The organism is Psychrobacillus sp. FSL K6-4615, assembly GCF_038008225.1.
GTDB lineage: Bacteria > Bacillota > Bacilli > Bacillales_A > Planococcaceae > Psychrobacillus > Psychrobacillus psychrotolerans.
Window position 1 is genome coordinate 1,998,648 of the sequence record NZ_JBBOYQ010000001.1, and the last position, 16,494, is coordinate 2,015,141.

Genomic DNA, 16,494 nt, shown 5'->3' on the forward strand with positions numbered 1-16,494 from the left:
CACACGGCTCTTCCTAGTCACCATTCACAAAATGTAGCTAATCTCTTTTCTTAAGTTGTATATATTCACCTTAATTCTTGGTGAAGGTAACGGATATTTATGAAGAAAGAGATTGAATTTATCCCAGGTAAAGGATTTTCTTTGACTTCTTCTGTTGAACCATCTAAACAGTAAATATTGGATTTTGTCTTTAAAGCGGTGAACACTTGGAGTGTTATCCGTGATGCAATAATAGTTGTAATAACCTACAAGCGAGCGTTTAAATCTATCCATAATCATATGAATATCATTATTTCGGTTCTTCTTTATCCATTCCTTCGATTCTTTAGTTTACCTTGTAGCTTTTTCCTGCTTGATTTCCGCTTCACACGAAAGTATCCAGATTTACTCTTTCCACAATAGTGTGTAAAACCTAGGAAATCAAAGGTGTCAGGTTTTCTATTTCCCTTTAGTTTTGCATCTTTCTCTGCGGATCTCCCGAAGGGAATAATTTTGGTTTTATCCTCAGCTATTTCTAAGTTAAACTTCTGTAATCTCAGCTTCAATGATTGAAGAATTCCTGAGCTTCGCTCTTATATTGGAAGCAACAAACAAGGCAAGTAGACCACTGGAACCTCCCCAGTAGCCCCTCTCAGAACCGGACGTGAGCCTCTCAACTCATCCGGCTCCCATTATTCAGCCGTAGGCTTTATTCCTAGTTCCCAATGTTTGAAGAGCTTAGGATTCTGAATAGCAATCCTACCCATAAAACGTTCCGCATTTTTCTTATGACGAGCAAGTTTTTTATATTTCTTTCTTGCCCACATGATTAAGGCTTTATTAATATGCCTCAAACTAGAATACATTTCGGATTTGTAGAACTTCCCATAGTAATTAATCCATCCTTGAATAGCTGAGTTAAACATCATCGATAAGTCAAAGAGTTCCTTATATGCCTTCAGTTGCAGTTTCCAACTTCTTACTTTTTGCCGAATTGATTTCTTAGATTTATTGCTGATAGCAGGAGTGAAATTCACAAAGTGTTTCCCCCACCTGTTTTTCGACAGTCTCGGTCTGAACGTATACCCTAGAAAATCAAACGATATATTTTCATGCTCTTCTTTTCTATCTGCATCCTTGCAATAAATAATTTTGGTTTTAGTTGGATGAAGTTCGAGTTTACATATATTCATTCTCTTGTTTAGGGATTCAAGCAACTTCTTTGCTTCTTCCTCTGTCTTACAGTGGATGACTGCGTCATCTGCGTACCTAGCAAATGGATTGTTAGGATGATTGATTTCCATCCATTTATCAAACGTATAATGAAGAAATAGATTTGCTAATACCGGACTTATGACCCCACCTTGCGGTGTGCCAGAGGTACGTTCTTTTATTCCTTTATTCGTTTGAAACGGTGCTTTTAACCATCTTTTGATATATAGCTTTATCCATTCTACTTTTGTATGCTTTTCTACCGCTCTCATCAATAAATCATGGTCTATATTATCAAATAAACCTTTAATATCAAATTCAAGTACCCAATTGTACTTCCAACATCTTTTCCGAGTGATCTCTAACGCTTGAATGGCACTTTTCTTCGGTCTGTATCCATAGGAGTCTTCATGAAAGAATGGTTCTACCGAAGGTTCAAAATATAATTTCACCGTCATTTGTGCAATTCTATCCGCCACAGTTGGGATTCCAAGTGTTCTTGTACCCCCAGCTTTCTTTGGTATTTCTACAGCTTTAACAGCTGGAGGAAAATAACTACCAGATGACATTCGGTTCCATATTTTATACAGATTATCTTTGAGATTTTCTTCAAATTCTGCTATGGATTGTTCATCAATTCCTGCTGACCCTTTGTTTGCTTTTACTCTTAGAAAAGCTTCATATACTACGTTTTTGGATATAACATATGGCTTTGTTTTATGCATAAGTTCCTCCCAGTTTGTTGGTTGACTTGTATATAAAACTGAATAATATAACCCCTTCGCTCCATCTCCGTTAGGAGATTTCATCGCTACTACGAGTTATTCCGCCCCTATACATGGCATTGGTACTCCGATTCTTGTGGGGCTTCCACTTGAAATCTCTCCCTTAGCATCCATGTCGTAGGTTCCCACGTTCCACACAAAAGCCTGTATTAAGTTCACGCCGCCTTTATACCGGTCACCGAACGGACAGTAAACAGGTTTCCTCCGAACTTATCCTGAGTTAATGACTCCCCCTCAGTTTTGATGACATCTCTACGCTTTCGATACTTCATCAGCGGTTCAATGGTTTTCGTCTCCTTAATACATACCTGACAGAGTCATGCTCTGCCTTTTCCCCTAACGCTCAATACCATAGCTTTTGACTATAGCACCTTAGGGTGGTTTGCAATCTCTACCTGTATAGCGATTGCGAGAGGCCTTCTCTCATCTTAAGTGCAGCATAGCTTACAAAGTTTACTTCTCAAGCACACTTCGTTTGCTTTCGTGGCACACAATCATCGGCATATCTAACTATGTATGCATGTCCTTTACACTTTCTTCTAACTTCCTTCTCAAACCACAGGTCCAGGACATAATGGAGGTATAGATTGGCAAGTATCGGAGACACTACTCCACCTTGCCGTGTGCCTTTATCTGTCTTGTATTTCTTTCCTTCCTCCATGTATCCACCTTTAAGAAACCTACCAATAATTCTTAGTAAGTTAGGGTCAGCGATTCGCAGTTTTAAGAACTCCATCATCCATATGTGGTCAACATTGTCAAAGAACCCTTTGATATCTACATCTACTATATAATTTACTGATTTCTTTCCATATAATAATTTAATATTTTCAAAGCATCGTGGCAGTTACGATTTGGGCGGAACCCAAAAGAACAGTCTAGAAAATCGTTTTCATAGATAGCATTTAATATTTTTGTAATGCCTTTCTGTACAATCTTATCTTCATGTTCCGGTATCCCCAACGGTCTTTTCTTGTTGGAGTTAAGCTTGGGAATATACATTCTCCTTACGGGAACTGGATGATAACTTTTACTTTTAAGCTTACTTACTAAATCCACTATATTTTCCTCTAGTGTTTGACTGTATTGCTCTTTAGTTGTGCCATTAATCCCAGTTGCCTTCTTATTAGGTAATTCATGATGGCATTGAACTAGAGGTTGCTTATTTAGTAAATGTACAATAGATGTAAATTTCATTTTAGGATAAGATTTTGCTAATTCTGCTATCCTAAATAGTTTTGTTTCCATTTAGTATTCCTACCTCCGCGTGTAGTAAATGTGTCCCTAGTAAGGGTGATAACTTGGTAGCAGCCTTTCCTCCATCAGCATTACCCAACTTCATTGGTACTACGCTACTATCCGACTCCCTACACGGCATTTGGTTTCCTTGCTTATTATCACTTGTATGCCATACTCTTCTATAAGAAGAGACCGGTAGGGTCCTCCCGAGTTGCCGTATCATATCCATGTGTGACGTGCCAAGGTCTCTGACCCCAGAGAGGTTTTATCCTTCTTGCCTTTAACGAAGAATAGAATGTATTTTTCTGCCGCAGATAAGGCATCAACCCTCTCGATTTACTAACATTATGGGGCTCAATCCCTTCAACCATTTGGCTTTCCGCCCGCCACCTAACTGTCTACGCTTAAAGGCTAATGTTACCATTAACCCTCCAAGACTCGCTACGAGTGAATGGCTAGTTCTTTCCCGGCGGGAATATGATACGACCTAGGCTCGGCCGCACACCTGCCCCGTTAGCCATCCATGAAGCGCAAAATCAGCGCTTCACCACAGAGAATGAAAATGTGAAAATCGGGTATAGGATACTACGGCTGGCGAAGAAGGTCGATCAACTATGGTGCCATTGAGCCCATCCGTTAGTCTGACTCCGACGACCACGGTGCATCACAGACTGTCGCACTCTATACGAGTAGCACTCATGGGAGATTAATCCTACTCTGGTTATTGCACCAGCCACCCTTTATTCTTACAAGAATGGAGTTGATTCTTGATTTACCTTTTAACTTAATATAAACATTCTGAAGGCTCAGCCTTTTTTTAAAAAAGCAATTTCTGAGTCTCTTTTGTTATGCAATTTTGTATATTTTGAGCATTTTTTAATTTTCATGGGAGTTCAATAATAAAAAAGGCTTTACCCCTTCTTGAAGTAAAGCACCCGTTAGTGGAATGAGAAACAAAAGCCGCCAACCAATAGTTAGCTTCAGTTCTTGTTTAAAAGTTCCTCGGTAAGCTCCGACACCTAAAATACTTGACGTAATTCAATCTGACCTTCCCCATGTCCTTGCGGGTCCGGCATCCGTATGGCCCACTCGATGGCTTCTTCTCTCGACTTCACATCAATCAGAATGAACCCGGCAATCAATTCTTTCGTTTCCTTAAATGGGCCATCCGTAACCACCGGCTTTTCCCCTGGAAACGCAAGGCGAATCCCATTTGAACTTGGATGAAGTCCTTTAGCCATAACCCGTACGCCAGACTTAACTAAATCCTCATTGTACTGATCCATGGCTTCCATGAGCTCGGGGCTTGGGAGGTTTCCGGCTTCCGAATTCTTCGAGGCTTTGACAATCAACATAAACAGCATAAAAAATTTCCTCCTTCTTTTTTAGAGGTGAAAATTGACCTCTTTGTACATACAACGAATCTGCATCTTCAAAATCGACAATATTTTGCTTCCATATCTCACCTATTTATTTTCGTGTTAAATACAAAAAATCCTTTTTCTTCTTCTACTAACCTGCCGTTTTAGTTGAACAAGCACTTTACTAAAGCACCCGTAGTTCAACAAGGAAATCCTTTAATCGAAAAACTCCATATGTGCTTTTTATTGTTTATAATAATGTATTCTATCTTGTAATGTGCCTGTATGAAACTCAAACTTATGACCATCTGGGTCAGTAAAATAAATAGACTTCCTATCTCTTTCATCTCTTGGACGACCTGACAAAATGTTCACATTTAATTCTTTCAGTTTCTCATACATTTTATCAAATTCAGCTTCTTCAATCGAAAAAGCTATATGTGTGTATGATTGGCTTATTTCATTTCGAGGTATTTCTTTCTCTTCATTGAGGGCAAGCCACATACCATTTAAATCAAAATAGGCAGAGCTTCTACCTTTTACTAACAAGTTAGATTCAAATACATTTTTGTAAAAATCAATAGAATTTTCTAAGTTAGAAACTGAAAATAAAAAATGGTTAAGACCTTTAATTGACACCTTTATTACCTCCCAATAGTACCCTTTATTCGTTAGTTCAATAAGAAAAAGCTACCCTTACTTATTTAATGCAGCCGTTAGTTGAAGATGAAAAATGTAATTAAAGCACCCAAAGATTTGCCACGAATGTCCAAGTTAATTCTTTACGTTTATATACATCAATACATCATCTATATATTCATTATCATTCAGCTTAACCTCACCAATTTTTCTTCCTTCTTCGATAAAGCCCATTTTTTTATAAAGAGATATAGCATTAATATTAGTAGAGAATACACCTAAGCTTACTTTCTCAATGTACCGATTTTGTTCTGCCCAATTTAGTAATTCTTGCAATAAAGCTCTCCCAATTCCTTTTCCCCGAAAGGTACTATCAATCATCATGCCAAAGGAACCTGTATGACTCAACCTTTTGCGGTTTGATGATTGAAAGACAAGCCATCCAACAACAACATTTTCTATCTCTGCTACTAAAATTGTTTCACGTTCATTGTCTATCTTCGATTGAATCCACGCTTTTTGACCCTCTACGGACTGGTTAAATTCTTCTATGGTCGACAGTAAATATTGTTCTTCTGATAAAACTGCACGCTGAATTTCAAGCATATTCACAGCATCTTTCTGTTCCGCTAGTCTAATTTGTACTTTTTCCATTCTTTTTCACTTCTCCTTCGATACAGTTACTTGAAAAATTTTCATTATTATATTATCTACTTCAATATGCATCCAAATTCTACCTGCTTCTTCAACTAAACTGCCGCGTTAGTTCAATAAAAAAAGCTACCCTTAAAGGCAGCCACACTTGAGCTAAAGCACACCGCTAGGTTATATAAGAGAGTTTACTTTGATATGACAAGACCATTATTCCTTAATCCTTTCACGTTGTAATAATATCCAATGTCCTAGACAAACAATAATACCCATTAAATGCAAATTTCTAAAAAACGTATCTTCTTCAATAATTGATAATATAAGACCAATACTAAAAAATATCGAAAATGTAATTAACGGTACTTTTTTCATCCCACTTAGTTTCTTTTTAATTGCAAGCACTTCCTGACATAAATAGAATATCCTCTAGATATTATTTACTTCTGTACTCTCTCGAAAAAATCCTCTTATTGCACTAAATGCTTCGTTAGTTCAATAAGAAAAAGGCTTTACTCCTTCTTGAAGTAAAGCACCCGTTAGTGTTCTTAAGACACGACCCCCACAACTCTTTGATATAGTAATTTCCAAAGTCTTATTTAGAAGGAACAAATATGATCTTAACTGTCAAAAATTTATAGATCATATACGGTACAAAAAAAGCTAGCGACAACCTTAGTTTTAGCATCAAACTTGGGGAGGTAGTGAGCTTATTTGGGGCAAACAGTGCAGGAAAATCTTCTATTATTGTATTACGAAGAGCTCCCAATGATTGATAGTCAACAATTCTACATCGCAAAGAAGTCTTTCAAGAGGTGGATGTTCAGCTTAAAGAAACAAAAAAAAATTCCTAGCTTAATAAGGAATAAGACTTTACTCCATATTGAAGTAATTCACCCGTTATTAATAAGAACTTAATTTTTAAACAGTGTTGAATATTATTGTTTAATTTTTTGTTCATTGATTAGACGTTCTTGATCGTCTAAATTAAATGTACCAGGGCTCCAACTTGGAAGAATTCCATACCCCCCAATAATCTCTTCTTTTACTTCTAATATTACTGCTTTCAAACGTTCCCCTTCAACATCTTCTTCTTTCAACTCATAGGAATGCTGTGTAATTTCTTCACCTAAATACTCATTCAAAAATGTAATTCCACTCGCTTCATAATTACTAAGCATTTCATCAGGAATATCTAATATATATGTTTCAACTTCGATTGACTCTCTAATTTCCCACCCTTTGTTTGATAAATAAACTTCGTGTTGTTCATTAAGGTTTTCTTTACTACAAGTTGAAACAAATAATATCCCAACAAGTATTAAAAACATTCTCATTTTCAAAACAACACCTCATTGTTTTAATAGTGGTATTATCCTCTATCGATTCCATTGGTAGAACGTTGAACCAAATGAAAAAAGCATCCTTATAAAAAGATCTATCTTGTATCTAACTGTCTTTTATTGTGTTGTACTTTTTTTATCATTACATACAAAACAGTTACGAAAAATGGTACAGATAGAATATAACTACTGACGATTGGAAATGTTAAATATGTAGAAATACCATATTCTCCCCATTCCAATGCTACCCTTCCTATTAGACCAGCACTATTTATAAGTAATACAGAAATAAATACTTTAATCCATTTTTGATAAAGCCCGATATAAATGCTACTAACATAGAAGCACACAATTATATATATAGAAAAAAGATACAGTGAAAAACCTTCTGTCATTGGGATGACTAATGGAAAGAAAGCTGCACCAAATGCAAATAGCACGACGGAATTAAACAGGAGAAAATGTGTTTTATTCTTCTGAATTAGTTCGTAGACCTCTTTAGTAATCATATTTCTACCTACCTTTTAATAATAATTCTGTCTCTGAACTTGGAATAATCTGCGCTATAACAAATACTTCCGTATTTTCCCAAAAACACCTACTTATAGTTCAATAAGAAAAAAGGCTCTACTCCTTCTTGAAGTAAAGTGCCCGTTAGAGATGTAATTACTTGTTAGGGTTTAATATAGGTGTATTTTTCTCCCAATCTCCGCCACCAATTTGTTCCCAGTATTCGCCTGTTTGTTTATCAAAAATTCTAAAATAGTCAGTAACTATCATTATATGTTCGTAACGGTTTTCGTTTTGTACTTTTTCATTTTGACTTTCAACAATTTCACTATTATTAGTCTTCAAAGCCTCAGATATGAACCAAGAACTAATAACAATACATATACCTAAAAAGATAATAGAAAATGCCTGTAAACTCTTATTCATTCAACTTTTCCCCCTTTAGACCTTCTATATTTCACCTCAAATATCTAGTCCTTTCGTAAACTAAACTGCTGCGTTCCTTTAATACGATTGAAACGATTAGAGGTTCCATTTTATAGCGAATTTCTGTTATTCTATAGTTTTCAATAGCTTCATCACCAGGATATCTTGATAAATACCAATGGAAATAATTTATTACCTCGATTGAAACTAATTCACCCCTACAACTTTTCTTCTATATGATTTAATTGTTCCTTTTACTTTTGAAAAAACCCCAAACGATTAATAGATTTATGATGAAAATCGAGATAATTCCAAAAATCAGAATGGTCCAGATAATATCAATTATATCTAATCTTGAATGCAAATGAATATCTTCCTTCTACATGTCCTAATTTTAGAAAACACTAAAAAACTAAAATACTCAGCAGCCAGGTTTATTAAGAATATAAATAAAAAGTGTTCCAACGTTAGCAATAGTTGGGACACTTTTATATAGTAAATTACTATTCAGTTGCCTCCTCATGAGAGCGTTTATTTCCTTTATAGATAAAATATAAGGCAATAATCATAAACAGTAAAGCTAACGAACGTTTCATATCAAGTGTAATGATCAAACTGTTAAACCAACCAAAATGGTCAATTACAACCCCAATCATTAGTTGTCCTGTGATAACAGTAATACTGGTTGCAATAACTCCTATTTTTTGAACTGCAAAGACGTTAAACAAAAGAAATAATACTCCTAAAAATACCGCACTTAATTGCCAAACAGGTGCTTTGAAGATGGCAAATATATCTCCTTGCCCAAAGAAGAGAATAAGGATAGCTAAAAACATAGAACCAGTTAAAAAGGTTAGGAAAGTTGTTTCAATTGTTCCTGCTTTCCGGCTAAATGTACCATTTATAGCTGATTGTGCACTCAATGTGATCCCACCAAGTAAAGTAAAAAGAATCATAAATATACTCAATTTTTTTAAACCTCCTAGTTAACTAAAATAAGTGCGATAACCATTGATATCACAGCAAATATTTTTTCCTTATTAATTTTGGCTTTCTTACTTCCGAGCCAACCATAATGCTCAATAATCATACTCATTAATAATTGACCTAGAATAACGGCAACCATCGTTATGCCAACACCAACAAACGGAACACTAATGACAATAGCTGTTAAATATACGACTCCTAATGCACCACCCAGTAGAGTCCACTTTGGCGCTTCAACAACATGTGATATTTTACCTTTACCAAAAAATATCCATAGTAAGCCAAGAATAATAGAACCCATAAAAAAATTATAAAAACTGGTCTCTAGCTTCCCTATGTTTTTACCTAGCTCAGCATAAATAGCACCTTCAAAGCTAAGGGCTACTCCTGCAAATAACGCAAATATATATGCAATATAACGCATATTTTAACTCCTCCGAACGTTTCGTTGTATTTAGATATCTAGAATTATCGATATTAAAAAGAAAAAAATAACGAAAATCAGATTAACTTAGATTTCCGTTCTAAAATATTCAGCTAACTGACGAATGCCTTCTTCGTCTCTTCTATAATAAGTCCACTGACCATAACGAACAGATTCCAGCAAACCTACTTTCTGCATTAAGTTTAAGTAGTGAGATACCGTAGATTGAGAAACTTTGGCTTTTTCTTGTATGTCCCCTACACATACTCCGCCTTTAAAGCTAACCTCCTTTGGTATGTGAGCGCCTTGTTTAGGGAAATGCTTCTCTGGTTCTTTTAACCACTGTAAAATATTAAGACGTGTTTCGTTAGATAATGCTTTAAATACATCAATATAATCCATAAGAAATAGTATATCGATTTTTCTCGATATGTCAAATCACTATGCAAAAATAAAAATAGGAAAATATAGCATGGAAATACTTATCCAAGCTTATTTTCCTATATAATAACTCTTATTAACTTTAACGTACTGTTTGTATTTCTAAGTTATTATAAATCTGTTTTTTCTACATTTCTAATGGATAGCCAACCTATAATTATTCCTAACAAAGCTAGTGAAATGGAAACTGTCATGACTGAAGAGAATGTGAAGTTATTACTTACCGAACTTGTCAATGTCACTAAAAATATGGAAGAGACTATTGTGGCTGATGAAGATTTTCGCAACATCCCAATTAGTAATGGGATAAGACTTAAGCCTGCAGCAGCGAAAGCAATGAAAAAGCTTTTCCACACGCTATTAATGAGCTCTTGTATACTAATATCTCCTGGCAAAATATCAAAAGTGACATCCATTATATAGACAAGTCCATTCAAAAATAGTGTCGAAAACAATACGGTCATAAAAGTAAACACCATTACAATTATTAGTTTTGCGGACATAATTTTCTTTCTGCTGATAGGATACGTAAACATTAAGTCGATTGATTTATTTTTGTATTCATCAATTACTAACTTTGCAAGGATTACCGATGCGAAAATGATGAAAGTTGCACTTACAACTGCAGAAATAATAGTTGAAGCCATTTCAAAATTATCAAAAGGTATTTCTTCTTCGACCTTATTCAAAAAATAAACCATACCGATAAATATAATGAACCCCAGATTAGCTCCGAGCACACCTTTCCAATATTTTATCAATTTGAACTTCTTTATCTCCAAGTTAATAAGTTTAATCATGGGTTACGCCTCCATTGATCAGCTTTAAAAAATAGTCTTCTAACGTATTATCTTTTTTGTTAATAGATTCTACTAATACACCACTTAACACGAGTTTTTTGGCTATTTCACCTGGGTGTATTTCTAAGTTGTAAATACGTATTGTGGAATCATCTAGTACTTTGAAGTTAGAAATACTCAGATTTTCATTGATTACAAATGCAGCCTTTTTAACATCATTAGTTTTAAGCTCAATATACTCAGTATTTTGAAGTCTAATCTGATCCATTGATACTTCCTCTATAAGCTTTCCATTTTTAATCACCCCTATTGTATTCGCAATCTGCTCAATCTCGCCTAGGATGTGACTGGATATTAACAATGTCATTCCATAATCCTTACTTAACATTTGAAAAAGGTTTCGAAATTCCTTAATACCCTCCGGATCTAGTCCATTTATAGGCTCATCTAAAATTAGAATTTCAGGTTTCGTTACAATAGCTCGAGCTACTCCAAGTCGCTGCTTCATACCTAACGAAAAATCCTTTACGGCCTTTCCTTCATACTCTTTCAGCTTCACTAAATCTAAAGCCGACTTAATGGCATTTTTGTTATAGTAGCCCAAATATTCACAGTGTAGCTCTAAATTTTCAACGGCAGTTAACTGATCATAAAAAATAGGATACTCAATAATACTTCCCATTCGTTTTAGTATCTCATAAGATGATGATGTCAATTTTTCATCAAAAATGACTACCTCGCCACTAGTTGGTTTGATCAAATTCATAATCATTCGCATGATGCTCGTTTTACCAGCACCGTTGGGACCTAAGAAGCCATAAATTTCTCCTTTTTTTACATGCAGATTCACATTGGAAACGACTGCTTTGCCTTGAAAATCTTTTGTTAGATGGTTTGTTTGAATAATATAGGTCATATTTCCCCTCCTTCTCTTATTTTCTATTGTAAACATGGAAAATCTCTTTTTTCTTACTCGTTTCTTACAAAAATCTTAAGTTGCTATGTACGGATTCAAACAACCTATTAAAAAGACAATCGTTTTAATTGGATAGTAAAGGTTGTCTGTTGAAATGGGATACTTTTTACAGATATAGTTCCGTTCATTTGTTCCACTAATCTTTTTGTAATCGTCAATCCTATTCCACTACCCTGATAGAGTTTATTTCTAGAATCCTCCATTGTATAAAGCCTTTCAAAGACACGATCTTTATCGTGCTCGCTAATCCCTTTACCTTTATCAGAGACTTCTATGTATGCACAATCACCTAAACTTGTAAGTTTAAGACCTATCATTTTACCTTCTGCTCCGTAATTAATCGAATTTGAAATTAAGTTATTAAGTATACGTTCAATTGCTTCTATATTTCCCCAGACATACGTTGACTCTTCAGGGATTTCAACAGACACTTCGAATTCTTTTGTGGTAAGTATTTCATAGTATTCTAGTATTACTTTCCGACAAACCTCATTTAAATCAATTTTGGAGTTTTCATAGTTACTGTCCTCAGATTCAATTTTAACAAGTTCAAAAAAACGAGAAATTAAATCGAGTACTTCCACTGTTTTCAAATTAATTGTTTGGAGTAAGGAATTCATTTTTACAGGACTAATTGTTTTATCATTTAATATAATTTCTATATAACCAAGAATAACTGTTAGAGGAGTTTTTAAATCATGAGAAACGTTTGAGAGCATCTTTCTCATCGATCTTTCTACCCCATGAAAATCCGCGACTGTTTTCTGATTATGTTCTAATAGGCTATTTATTTGTATTAATAGAGATTGAATCTGTTTATCACTCGTGTATAGCATCAGTTTTTCATCGGTTTTGTCAGAAGTAATTTTTTGTAGCTTCTTTTCCATGTAAATGATGTCATTCTTCTTTTTTGAGCGACTTCGCAGGAAGTATATATTAAAAAATATAGAAATTGCTAATAATATTAGTATTAAATAAGTCATGTTACCTCCCCTAATTTATAACCAATCCCCCATAATGTCTTGATATATTTGGGCTTAGAAGGTTCATCTTCAATTTTTTCTCTAAGGCGTCTTATATGTACATTGATAATATTTTCATCACCGTAATAGTCATCTTGCCAAACTAGGCTATAAACTTGAGCTTTAGTAAAAACTTGGTTAGGTTTGCTTATAAACAGTTTTAAAATACTAAACTCTTTTAAAGTTAGCTTTAAATCGACATTATTTTTTTTTACAGAAAAGTTATTCATATCAACAGTCAAATCGCCAATTGTAATTATTTCATTGCTAGATTCATTATTTAGATCAGAAACTTTCGTATAGTGAGCTTGTCTTCTAATAATCGCATTGACCCTTGCAACTAACTCAATGATGGAAAACGGTTTTGATATATAATCATCTGCACCAAATCCAAGTCCGAGTGCTTTGTCTACATCCTCGCCCTTTGCAGACATGATTAGAATGGGAACCATACTCTTCGTTCTAATGATTTTCAAACATTCCATTCCATCTATTTTAGGGAGCATCAGATCAAGTATAATTAGAACAAAGTTGTGCGAATCTGATACTTTTAATGCTTCTTCTCCATCAAAAACTGCAGTTACGTTGTAGCCTTGTTTTGTTAAAGTCTCATTAATCATATTGCTGATATAATGATCGTCCTCTACTATCAAAATATTATTATTCAAAATACCATCCCCATCGTATATATTTTTTACTATTTATCAGAATACCAAATATCGAGTAAATTACTTCCCTTATAGAACAAGAACTACATTAATTATTACATAAAATGCTGTTGCACTTAATAGTACAAATACCAGCTGCAAACGACTGAATGCTTTTATGGTACTTTCATTTTTCATCTCCCCAACTAAATGAGCAACTTTTAAATGGAATGGAATAAAATATAAGGAAAAAAATAAACCTACTGAAATCGATATACAAACAATATGAATGAAAACAGGAATATTAAACTTAGAAAGTATATTCCCAATTACAAAAACAGGAATTCCTACCCAAAATCCCAATGTGACCACCAACAAGGCAATAGATATGATTAGTAGCATAAAGTTTTTCTTTATAATAAGTCTGAATGCTTATTATACGTTGTCATTATTAATCCCTCCCACCGTATACTTACTAAGTCCAAAACTTAAGGGGCACTCTTCCTCAATAAATAAGCGTATTAGAGTTGTCTTCTCTAATACGCGCGCGATTCATTTTTTAATCATTATAGATAATATTCGACAAATTATTTCATATTCCTTTAACCTCTTATAAATAGCTAAAAAGCTGCCATTAAATTGAAAAAAATTATTCATTGTTTACCCTTATTCCAATTATAAGGTTTTTTCGACCACTCATAAATCATTAAAATCAGAAAGATAATAATACAAATCATAATATTATCTATCCATCTAATTTCACCATTTACAACTAATTGCCAAAGAGTAGATACTACAAAATACATTAAAGAGTATTCAATACTTTTCTTAAACATAAAGCCACCGCCTACTAGTCTTTTCTTGAATCTCCATCTTGAGTTGAAATATCAACAGCCCTTTTTAATTTGCCCTCACTGTTCTTTGCTAGCCCTTCTATATATCTACTTAGATTATCGATAATGAAAAAGATTGTTGCGTAAACAAATGAGATAAGTACAGCAGTAACCAAAACTCCTGTAGCTGTTAATGAAAAAAGGAATGCACAAAGTAAGGCACATCCTAAATGTATTAAATAAGACAAACCAATATTTTTACTAAAGTTAAATGATTCATATGCTAACGAAGAAAGTATACCCACCACGAAAAGTATCGGTACTGTAACAATGCTCACAGACAATCCTATAACAAAATAAGATTCAGAAGAATAATCGAAAAAGAGCGGCACAATGAAATAGCAAATTACCGAAGTAAAAAATGCAGCAAATAATTTTCGGTCAAGCATATTCACACCACTCACTTTCTACTCTTTTCCTTTAAGAAAGATAATCCAAAGGGTTTTCGATCTTAAAAGCTTCACTTTCTTCCAGGAACTTTGTAATGATAGAGCTATGAGAACACCCAACAATCAATAATATCCTCTCTTCTCCTGAATGTACTAAACGAGTTAAATTAGATTAAATAATTAAGTTTCGTTTGTACCACCAACTCAACCATTCCATACCAATATAATTATCGAAGTCTCCTATACGTGACATATTTAAATATACCTTATGTAATTGATTTAACCAGGTAGGTTCATTGAGTTCTCTATAATAATCCAAGACACTTTTATTAGTCGTAAATTCCGGAAAATATAACCCTTCAAATATTTCCTTGTAAAGTTCGGGTTGGTTTTCTTTTAACCACTTCTCCATTTCAACATAACTCAGATCAGCTTTACCCATCCAATCTACTGCATAGAGCTGTTCATGCGCAAATCTTGTAGCTATGCGAAAGCCCACTTGGTATATCTCGTTCATCTCTAGGTTATAATTCCCAAATCTGTACTGTTTATATTTAATATTTAAACTATCGTTCATATCGGCTACCATTTCAACTGCTATTTTAGTTGGTTTGAACTTCACTACTTGATTGATTAGTTCTTCCATTTCCTCTTGTCGTTTATGTGAATGTAGTTCTTCGTATTCACTCATATGAAAAGTTCCAAGCACTAAAACACTTGGCTTATTCTCTTTCACTAATACCACTCCTTTTTGGTTAGGATATTACTTATTAATGTATGTAAAGCAAACTAATCGTTTTTAGGTAAGTTATAAGGTACTGCCATCTCTATAATTTTTTTAATATGGTCTTCATTTTCTTCGATATTAACTTGATTACTTAGATATTTATTTAGTCGAAGGATTTCTGGAACCATACTAACCATTGTTTTCATAATTTGATCCGGATAACGTCCACAATCCCAGCTTTCTAAAAGAGCTAACTGTTTTTCATTTAATTTACTTCTTTTCCCCTCTATTTTTGACCAAACACCGTATGCACTATCTAAATGTTCCTCCATCTCCAAATACCATCCATAAACAACTAGCCATCGTACTCTATCTAAATTAGATAAAGCGTAATATATTTCTCCCCTCATTACCGATCTGTATATTTCATGTATGAAAGCAAGAAGTTTTCCTCTCCAAAAAATAACTTCGTCAGATGACGGTTTATATACCTCGTATGATGATTCCTTGATGATTTTGTTAATAATATTATTTGGATCATAGAGAACTTTATACCCTTTTAACCAGATGGAAGCTACAACTTCTGCAGGTGAATGATACCAACTATCTACTTTTATAAAGGAATCATAATGAGTAACTACTACCGGCGAAGAAGGATTAAAGTCTTCATAAAACAGCACTTCCCCCCATTTTTTTGCTCTATGACGTTTATCCTTTATATAATCGGCTTTCCTCTCAGGGGAAACTATTATATGTATATCAATATCGGAATAATTATCATAGTTTCCCCTAGCCAAAGAACCCGCTAGATAAATAGCCAGCACATTAGAGTCAGATGTTAAATCTTTTAAAGCATTTGCCAAGAGGCTATCACGATGTCTTGGCAATAATAAATCTCTAGCTAAATGTCTACTTATAAATTCCATCCCTAATAAACAGCTCCTATTCCCCTATAAAATATTCAATATATTTAATATTATAAAAATTCATAAAAACAAAAAAATATTATTCAAATAAGCAGCTACTTTGGTTGAACAGAGCCGAGA

At 34.2% G+C, this 16,494-nt stretch carries 18 protein-coding genes and 2 pseudogenes; all 20 read right to left on the reverse strand.

The genetic code is table 11. The features are described from left to right. Positions 1-24 precede the first annotated feature (24 nt). Positions 25-279, reverse strand: coding sequence for a hypothetical protein (locus MKX53_RS09850; RefSeq protein WP_340910962.1), 255 nt, complete (start codon positions 277-279; stop codon positions 25-27). 392 nt (positions 280-671) lie between these two features. Beyond that, positions 672-1,916 (reverse strand): group II intron reverse transcriptase/maturase, encoded by a 1,245-nt coding sequence (gene ltrA / locus MKX53_RS09855; protein ID WP_340910964.1) that lies wholly within the window; start codon positions 1,914-1,916, stop codon positions 672-674. A 520-nt stretch (positions 1,917-2,436) separates the two neighbouring features. Next, positions 2,437-3,224, reverse strand: a pseudogene (locus MKX53_RS09860) (reverse transcriptase domain-containing protein). Between the two features lie 1,010 nt (positions 3,225-4,234). After that, positions 4,235-4,579 (reverse strand): YciI family protein, encoded by a 345-nt coding sequence (locus MKX53_RS09865; protein WP_340910966.1) that lies wholly within the window; start codon positions 4,577-4,579, stop codon positions 4,235-4,237. Between the two features lie 240 nt (positions 4,580-4,819). Beyond that, positions 4,820-5,215, reverse strand: a complete 396-nt coding sequence (gene fosM, locus MKX53_RS09870; protein WP_340910967.1) for a FosM family fosfomycin resistance protein — start codon at positions 5,213-5,215, stop codon at positions 4,820-4,822. A 135-nt stretch (positions 5,216-5,350) separates the two neighbouring features. After that, positions 5,351-5,869 carry a GNAT family N-acetyltransferase gene (locus MKX53_RS09875; RefSeq protein ID WP_340910968.1) on the reverse strand — a complete coding sequence of 173 codons (519 nt, stop codon included), beginning with the start codon at positions 5,867-5,869 and terminating at the stop codon, positions 5,351-5,353. A 932-nt stretch (positions 5,870-6,801) separates the two neighbouring features. After that, positions 6,802-7,200: a DUF4830 domain-containing protein gene (locus tag MKX53_RS09880; RefSeq protein WP_340913316.1), complete on the reverse strand. Its 399-nt coding sequence runs from the start codon at positions 7,198-7,200 to the stop codon at positions 6,802-6,804. 101 nt (positions 7,201-7,301) lie between these two features. Then, on the reverse strand, positions 7,302-7,715 hold the full coding sequence (locus MKX53_RS09885; RefSeq protein ID WP_340910969.1) for a hypothetical protein: 414 nt from the start codon (positions 7,713-7,715) through the stop codon (positions 7,302-7,304). 157 nt (positions 7,716-7,872) lie between these two features. Continuing rightward, positions 7,873-8,142: a hypothetical protein gene (locus MKX53_RS09890; protein ID WP_093533789.1), complete on the reverse strand. Its 270-nt coding sequence runs from the start codon at positions 8,140-8,142 to the stop codon at positions 7,873-7,875. A gap of 503 nt (positions 8,143-8,645) precedes the next feature. Further along, positions 8,646-9,110 (reverse strand): DMT family transporter, encoded by a 465-nt coding sequence (locus MKX53_RS09895; protein ID WP_340830792.1) that lies wholly within the window; start codon positions 9,108-9,110, stop codon positions 8,646-8,648. A 14-nt stretch (positions 9,111-9,124) separates the two neighbouring features. Beyond that, on the reverse strand, positions 9,125-9,553 hold the full coding sequence (locus MKX53_RS09900) for a DMT family transporter (protein WP_340762501.1): 429 nt from the start codon (positions 9,551-9,553) through the stop codon (positions 9,125-9,127). Between the two features lie 87 nt (positions 9,554-9,640). Then, positions 9,641-9,955, reverse strand: a complete 315-nt coding sequence (locus MKX53_RS09905) for an ArsR/SmtB family transcription factor (protein WP_093533782.1) — start codon at positions 9,953-9,955, stop codon at positions 9,641-9,643. A 149-nt stretch (positions 9,956-10,104) separates the two neighbouring features. Next, positions 10,105-10,794 carry an ABC transporter permease gene (locus tag MKX53_RS09910; protein ID WP_340910973.1) on the reverse strand — a complete coding sequence of 230 codons (690 nt, stop codon included), beginning with the start codon at positions 10,792-10,794 and terminating at the stop codon, positions 10,105-10,107. After that, the gene (locus MKX53_RS09915) at positions 10,787-11,710 is read right to left on the reverse strand and encodes an ABC transporter ATP-binding protein (protein WP_340910974.1); all 924 of its coding nucleotides are present in this window, start codon (positions 11,708-11,710) and stop codon (positions 10,787-10,789) included. Before MKX53_RS09915 ends, MKX53_RS09910 begins: the two co-directional genes overlap by 8 nt. Before the next feature lie 107 nt (positions 11,711-11,817). Beyond that, entirely contained in the window at positions 11,818-12,753 is a 936-nt protein-coding gene (locus MKX53_RS09920; protein ID WP_340910976.1) for a sensor histidine kinase, read from the reverse strand. Beyond that, a complete protein-coding gene (locus MKX53_RS09925) occupies positions 12,750-13,460 on the reverse strand; it encodes a response regulator transcription factor (protein WP_340910977.1) in 711 nt (236 codons plus the stop codon). Before MKX53_RS09925 ends, MKX53_RS09920 begins: the two co-directional genes overlap by 4 nt. Positions 13,461-13,529: 69 nt before the next feature. Continuing rightward, positions 13,530-13,802, reverse strand: a complete 273-nt coding sequence (locus MKX53_RS09930; protein ID WP_340910978.1) for a hypothetical protein — start codon at positions 13,800-13,802, stop codon at positions 13,530-13,532. Positions 13,803-14,289: 487 nt separating this feature from the next. After that, positions 14,290-14,736 carry a hypothetical protein gene (locus MKX53_RS09935; protein ID WP_340910980.1) on the reverse strand — a complete coding sequence of 149 codons (447 nt, stop codon included), beginning with the start codon at positions 14,734-14,736 and terminating at the stop codon, positions 14,290-14,292. 16 nt (positions 14,737-14,752) lie between these two features. Next, positions 14,753-15,412, reverse strand: a pseudogene (locus MKX53_RS09940) (DUF5694 domain-containing protein). A gap of 98 nt (positions 15,413-15,510) precedes the next feature. After that, positions 15,511-16,374: a nucleotidyltransferase domain-containing protein gene (locus MKX53_RS09945; RefSeq protein WP_340910982.1), complete on the reverse strand. Its 864-nt coding sequence runs from the start codon at positions 16,372-16,374 to the stop codon at positions 15,511-15,513. Positions 16,375-16,494: the final 120 nt, after the last annotated feature.

Coding starts and splice junctions, on each gene's coding strand:
- MKX53_RS09875 (WP_340910968.1), bottom strand. CDS start 5,869: ATGGAAAAAGTACAAATTAGACTAGCGGAACAGAAAGATGCTGTGAAT.
- MKX53_RS09905 (WP_093533782.1), bottom strand. CDS start 9,955: ATGGATTATATTGATGTATTTAAAGCATTATCTAACGAAACACGTCTT.
- MKX53_RS09915 (WP_340910974.1), bottom strand. CDS start 11,710: ATGACCTATATTATTCAAACAAACCATCTAACAAAAGATTTTCAAGGC.
- MKX53_RS09910 (WP_340910973.1), bottom strand. CDS start 10,794: ATGATTAAACTTATTAACTTGGAGATAAAGAAGTTCAAATTGATAAAA.
- MKX53_RS09880 (WP_340913316.1), bottom strand. CDS start 7,200: ATGAGAATGTTTTTAATACTTGTTGGGATATTATTTGTTTCAACTTGT.
- MKX53_RS09945 (WP_340910982.1), bottom strand. CDS start 16,374: ATGGAATTTATAAGTAGACATTTAGCTAGAGATTTATTATTGCCAAGA.
- MKX53_RS09865 (WP_340910966.1), bottom strand. CDS start 4,579: ATGCTGTTTATGTTGATTGTCAAAGCCTCGAAGAATTCGGAAGCCGGA.
- ltrA (WP_340910964.1), bottom strand. CDS start 1,916: ATGCATAAAACAAAGCCATATGTTATATCCAAAAACGTAGTATATGAA.
- MKX53_RS09885 (WP_340910969.1), bottom strand. CDS start 7,715: ATGATTACTAAAGAGGTCTACGAACTAATTCAGAAGAATAAAACACAT.
- MKX53_RS09890 (WP_093533789.1), bottom strand. CDS start 8,142: ATGAATAAGAGTTTACAGGCATTTTCTATTATCTTTTTAGGTATATGT.
- MKX53_RS09850 (WP_340910962.1), bottom strand. CDS start 279: ATGATTATGGATAGATTTAAACGCTCGCTTGTAGGTTATTACAACTAT.
- MKX53_RS09920 (WP_340910976.1), bottom strand. CDS start 12,753: ATGACTTATTTAATACTAATATTATTAGCAATTTCTATATTTTTTAAT.
- MKX53_RS09900 (WP_340762501.1), bottom strand. CDS start 9,553: ATGCGTTATATTGCATATATATTTGCGTTATTTGCAGGAGTAGCCCTT.